This is a genomic window from Arthrobacter sp. TB 26, assembly GCF_000427315.1.
Classification (GTDB): domain Bacteria; phylum Actinomycetota; class Actinomycetes; order Actinomycetales; family Micrococcaceae; genus Arthrobacter.
On record NZ_AUPJ01000386.1, the window covers coordinates 2,920 to 8,133 of the forward strand.

General features: G+C 67.8%; 5 protein-coding genes and 2 riboswitches (1 of these 7 only partly in view). Of the genes, 2 read left to right on the forward strand and 3 right to left on the reverse strand.

Annotated elements, in window-relative coordinates:
* A riboswitch (SAM riboswitch) is annotated at window positions 1-61 on the reverse strand; it reaches 45 nt to the left of the window's first position.
* A gap of 137 nt (window positions 62-198) precedes the next feature.
* Entirely contained in the window at window positions 199-1,515 is a 1,317-nt protein-coding gene (locus K789_RS0114985; RefSeq protein ID WP_024367469.1) for a bifunctional o-acetylhomoserine/o-acetylserine sulfhydrylase, read from the reverse strand.
* Window positions 1,516-1,580: 65 nt separating this feature from the next.
* Window positions 1,581-1,696, reverse strand: a riboswitch (SAM riboswitch).
* A 202-nt stretch (window positions 1,697-1,898) separates the two neighbouring features.
* On the opposite strand from K789_RS0114985, the gene K789_RS0114990 reads away from it, so the two are divergent.
* Complete coding sequence (locus tag K789_RS0114990) at window positions 1,899-2,537, forward strand: VOC family protein (RefSeq protein ID WP_024367470.1); 639 nt, start codon at window positions 1,899-1,901, stop codon at window positions 2,535-2,537.
* Window positions 2,538-2,582: 45 nt separating this feature from the next.
* Here the strand turns inward: K789_RS0114990 and K789_RS0114995 are convergent, their stop codons facing one another.
* The gene (locus K789_RS0114995; protein ID WP_024367471.1) at window positions 2,583-3,338 is read right to left on the reverse strand and encodes a CPBP family intramembrane glutamic endopeptidase; all 756 of its coding nucleotides are present in this window, start codon (window positions 3,336-3,338) and stop codon (window positions 2,583-2,585) included.
* An 87-nt stretch (window positions 3,339-3,425) separates the two neighbouring features.
* Here K789_RS0114995 and K789_RS0115000 point away from each other — a divergent pair, with 87 nt between their 5' ends.
* The gene (locus K789_RS0115000; RefSeq protein ID WP_024367472.1) at window positions 3,426-4,106 is read left to right on the forward strand and encodes a histidine phosphatase family protein; all 681 of its coding nucleotides are present in this window, start codon (window positions 3,426-3,428) and stop codon (window positions 4,104-4,106) included.
* Window positions 4,107-4,127: 21 nt separating this feature from the next.
* Here K789_RS0115000 and K789_RS0115005 read toward each other — a convergent pair.
* A partial coding sequence (locus K789_RS0115005) for an amidohydrolase family protein (RefSeq protein WP_024367473.1) occupies window positions 4,128-5,214 on the reverse strand: 1,087 nt, incomplete at its 5' end.

Below are 5,214 nucleotides of genomic sequence, written 5' to 3' on the forward strand. Positions count from 1 at the left end.
CCCCGCCGCAAAAGGAGGGTTGCCGGCCAGCAAGCCGGGGCTGTCGCTGGCACTCATGACCTCCACTGAGTCTACGAAACGCAACGGGCCGGTGGCGAAGATTGTGACGCCCGTATGACTCCCGGCGTCGCCATCCCCCTTAGGCCGGAGCCCCGGCGCCCGCGCCACACGGCCGGGACGCCCGGGCCCAGGCGCTGGTCAGGCGGTTTTGGCCGCGCGGAATCCGGCGTCCAGGTCTGCGAGGATGTCGTCGATGTGCTCCAGGCCCACGGAAAGCCGCACGAGGCCGGGGTTGACGCCGGCAACCGTCTGCTGTTCCGGCGAGAGCTGGCTGTGGGTGGTCGATGCCGGGTGGATGACCAGCGAGCGCACGTCCCCGATGTTGGCCACGTGCGAGTGCAATTCGAGGGCGTCCACAAACCGTTTGCCGGCCTCCGCTCCCCCGGCGAGGTTGAAGGAAACGACGGCACCGGTCCCCTTGGGACCGTACTTGCCGCCGCGCTCGTACCAGGGGCTGGACGGCAGCCCCGCGTAGGCGACGGACTCGACGTCGTCCCTGGTTTCGAGCCATTCGGCCACCTTGACGGCGTTGGCGACGTGCCGCTCCATCCGCAGGCTCAGGGTCTCGATGCCCTGGGCGATGAGGAAGGCGTTGAACGGCGACACCGCCGAACCGAGGTCGCGCAGCAGCTGGACCCGCGCCTTGAGGATGTAGGAGAGGTTGGCGCCGAGGGCACCGTCCGCACCCAGGTCCCGGGCGTAGACCAGGCCGTTGTACGTGGGGTCCGGGGTGTTGAAGCCGGGGAAGCGTTCCGGGTCCTTGCCGAAGTCGAAGTTGCCGGAATCCACGATCACGCCGGCGATGGCTGTGCCATGGCCGCCGAGGTACTTGGTGGCGGAGTGCACCACGATGTCCGCGCCCCACTCAATCGGCCGGATGAGGAACGGTGTGGAGAGGGTGTTGTCCACGATCAGCGGCACGCCGGCCTCGTGGGCCACCTGCGAGATGCCCTCGATGTCCAGCACGTCCTGGCGGGGGTTGGAGACCACTTCGCCAAAGAACAGTTTGGTATTGGGCTGAACGGCATCCCGCCACTGCGCCAGGTTGTCCGGGTCTGCCACGAAGGTCACGGAGATGCCGAACTTCTTCAGCGTGTGCGCCAGCAGGTTGTAGGTGCCGCCGTACAGGCTGGGGCTGGCCACCACGTGGTCGCCGGCCTCCGCGACGTTCAGGATCGCCAAGGTCTCCGCGGCCTGTCCGGAGCTCAGCAGCAGTGCCGCGAGCCCGCCTTCCAGGCTGGCCACCCGCTGCTCCACGGCGTCCTGGGTGGGGTTGCCGATCCGGGTGTAGATGGGAGCCAGTTCGGCCAGGGCGAAGCGGTTGGCGGCGCTTTCGGCGCTGGGGAAGACGAACGACGTCGTCTGGTAGATCGGCAGCGACCGGGCACCGGTGGCGCTGTCCGGCTCCTGGCCGGCGTGGATCTGTCGGGTTTCGAAGGACCAGGCACTGGACATCGGGACACTCCTTTAAGGGACCGGGCACAGGAAGCCCCGGAGCCCCTTGGCCCGGGTCAACACTGGCGCCGCGCTTGCCCTCCGGCGGGTGCCGGACGGCCAGGTCTTCACCCGGGGCACCCCACCGCGATACGAGGGTTGCCGGCCAGCAAGCCGGGGCTGTGTGCTGGCACTCATGACCTGACCCCAGTCTAGGAAGCGGTTCCGGGCTGTGGATAGCTTTGTGACGAACATGAAGTTGACCGGCCATCACACCGGTTTCGCATGACCTGGGCCCGCCGGGACGGGGAAAATGCCGGGCGGGAAGCCTCCCGGGAGGACATCCCATCACGGTTAGGGGAACCTAAGCTGAGAGCCGCATCACAAAGTGTCAAGATGAGGGCATGCGCATGGATCACGTCTCTTACGCCTGTGAACAAGATGGCCTCGCTGCCACCACCGAACGAATTGCGTCTGCCCTCGGCGTGGAAGCCGTGAAGGGCGGTGTACACCCCCGATTCGGGACCCGCAACATGATTATCCCGCTCGCGGGACACAAATACGTCGAAGTCGTGGAGGTGCTTAACCACCCCGCATCCGACAAGGCGCCCTTCGGCCAGGCCGTCCGTGCCCGCTCCGAAGCAGGCGGCGGCTGGATGGGCTGGTGCGTCGAAGTTGACGACCTCGCCCCGTTCGAGGAGCGGCTGGGCCGCGCTGCCGTCAATGGCAACCGCAAGTTCCCGGACGGCCGCGAACTGGTCTGGCAGCAGATCGGCATCCTCGGACTCATCGCCGATCCCCAGGTCCCCTACATGCTCAAGTGGGAGGGCGATCCCGAGCTCCACCCGTCCAAGGCCTACGAGAGCAATGTCAAGATGTCCGCCCTCACGATCGCCGGCTCGGCGGAGCGCGTCACCGAATGGCTCGGTGTTCCGGTCGAGAAGCCGCTGGAGGACGTGGCCGTGAACTGGCTCGCTCCCCGCGGGACACCCGGCATCCTCTCCGTCACCTTCGAGACAGCCTCCGGAGCCGTCACCATCTGAGTTCTACACCGCCCCACACTTCGGCCNGCGTTGGTTTGGGCACGCTCAGCCCAGGCCGATGGCCTTGCCGAAGAGGCTGAAGCCGACGAACGCCACGATGTCCAGCACTGCGTGGGCGATCACCAGCGGCATCACGCGGCGGGTCCGGAGATAGACCAGCGCGAAAATCAGGCCCATGACTGCATTGCCGATGAACGGACCGAACCCTTGGTAGAGGTGGTAGCTGCCGCGCAGCATGGAGCTGGCGAAGATGGCAGCGGGCATGGCCCAGCCCAGCTTGGGAAGCCGGTCCAGCAGGTAGCCCACCACAATCACTTCCTCCACGATCCCGTGCCGGATCGCGGAGAGGACCAGCACGGGCACCGTCCACCAGTAGGAGTCCAGCGCACTGGGGATGATCGCCGTCGTGATCCCCAGCGCCCGGCCGGCGGCGTACAGGCCCAGCGACGGGATGCCGATCAGCGCGGCGAGGCCCACTCCCTGCAGCAGGTCCTTGCCGGGCCGGGCGAAATTGAAGCCCAGCTTGCCGCACGCCGCGGCCGCGGTGCGGTGCTCGGAGAGGAAGTAGATCACCAGTGCCACAGGCACCAGGGCGAAGAAGATGTCCAGCAGCTGGTAGGTGAGGTCAAAGTACTCGCGGGGGCTTTGCGAACGGTTCAGGGTGGAGGTCCCCTGGGCCAGCGGCGCCTTCGTCATTTTGTCCAGCAGCTGCACCACCGAGTAGACGGCCGCCTGCCCCAGTGACAGACCCAGGACAATCCACACTTCTGTCCGCAGCCGACGGCGGGAGGGAACCAACATGTTCCTATCTTGCCTGTACTTTCCGGTAGTTGCCTGAAACCGACCGTTACCGGGGCTGCCGCCCGCCCGGGCCTATGCTTGGGGTTTATGAGTGCGCCCGGGAAAATCATCATGATCCGGCATGGCCAGTCCGCTGCCAATGCCGACACCTCGATCTACAACCGGGTGCCCGATTACCGGATCCCACTCACCGACCTCGGCGTCGAACAGGCCCGTGCGGCCGGCGAACAGGTCCGGCGGCTCCTGGNCGGCAAGCCGGTCTGTGTCTATGTTTCCCCCTACCTGCGTGCCTACCAGACCCTCGAGGCGCTCAATCTCGGCCCGCTGGTGGAGCGGGTGATCGAGGAGCCGCGGCTGCGCGAGCAGGACTGGGCCAACTTCCAGATCGCCGGCGAGATTGAGGACCAGAAGGAACTCCGCAACGCCTACGGCCACTTCTTCTACCGCTTCCGCGAAGGCGAGTCCGGCTCCGACGTCTATGACCGGATCTCCTCCTTTATGGAAACCCTGTACCGCCACTGGTCGAAGCCGAGCTACGCCCCGAATGCGCTGTTCGTGACCCACGGGCTGACCATGCGGTTGTTTTGCATGCGCTGGTTCCACTGGTCGGTGGAGTACTTCGAGTCACTCAACAACCCGGACAACGCCGAGGTCCGCACCCTGTACCGCTCCGCGGACGGCAAATACGAGCTCGACAAGCCGTTCAGCCAGTGGGAGGCCCGCCGCGTCGACGAGACCGTCCTGGATGCCCCGCCGATGTTCTTCTAGCGGGCACACTTCATTCCGGCGTCAGCGGGCGCGGACGCCGGCCCGCCAGACGGCATGGGTCAGCGGAATGCCGGGCCGGTAGGCCAGGTGCGTGGCGGACGGTGCGTTGAGCAGGTGGAGGTCCGCGCGGTGCCCGACGGCGATCGAGCCGACGGCGCGTTCCCCGTCGGTGTCGGTTCCGGACTCCCGGCCGAGGGCCAGGGCGCCGCCGTACGTTGCGGCGCGGACGGCCTCGTGGACGCTGAGCCGCATCTGCAGCACGGCGGTGGTGACGCAGAAGGCCATTGAGCTGGTGTAGGAGGTGCCGGGGTTGCAGTTGGACGCCAGCGCGAGCTGCACGCCGGCGTCGAGCAGGTCCCGGCCCGGTGCGAGCGGCTGGCGGGTGGACAGGTCGCAGGCCGGCAGGCACGTGGCCACCGTGCCGCGTCCGGCACCCGTGCCTCTGCTGCTGCCGGGGTCCCAGCCGGACCAGCTGGCCGCAAGGGCGTCGACGTCGGCGGCGGACAGGTAGTTGACGTGGTCCACGCTGGCGGCGCCGAACTCCACGGCGAGCTGCACACCGGGCCCCTCGCCGAGCTGGTTGCCGTGCACCCGCAGGCCCAGTCCGGTGTCCCGGCAGGCCTGGAGCACACGCCGGGACTGCTCTTCGGTGAAGGCGCCCCGCTCGCAGAAGACGTCGGCCCAGCGCACAAACGGCCGGACGGCGGCGAGCATGGGGCCGCACACCAGGTCCGTGTACTCCTGGGCGTCCATCCCCGCGGGCACAAGGTGCGCGCCGAGGTACGTGACCTCGTCGACGACGGTGGAGGCGATCCGGGCGCTGCGGGCCTCATTCTCAACATCCAGGCCGTAGCCGGTTTTGGTTTCGAGGTAGGTGGTGCCCTGCGAGACGGCCTCTGCCACGCGGCCCATCGCCAGCCGGGTGAGGTCGAAGTCGCTGGTGGTCCGGGTGGCGCCGGTGGTCACCGCGATCCCGCCGGCGCTGTAGCTCTCCCCCGCCATCCGGGCCTCGAATTCGGCCGTCCGGTCGCCGGCGAAGATAAGGTGGGTGTGCGAATCCACCCAGCCGGGCAACAGGGCCCGGCCGCCCGCGTCGACGGCCTCATCG

Bases quoted from the DNA above. Each gene is read 5' to 3' on its own strand.
- K789_RS0114985 (WP_024367469.1), bottom strand. From the start codon at position 1,515: ATGTCCAGTGCCTGGTCCTTCGAAACCCGACAGATCCACGCCGGCCAG.
- K789_RS0114990 (WP_024367470.1), top strand. From the start codon at position 1,899: ATGCGCATGGATCACGTCTCTTACGCCTGTGAACAAGATGGCCTCGCT.
- K789_RS0114995 (WP_024367471.1), bottom strand. From the start codon at position 3,338: ATGTTGGTTCCCTCCCGCCGTCGGCTGCGGACAGAAGTGTGGATTGTC.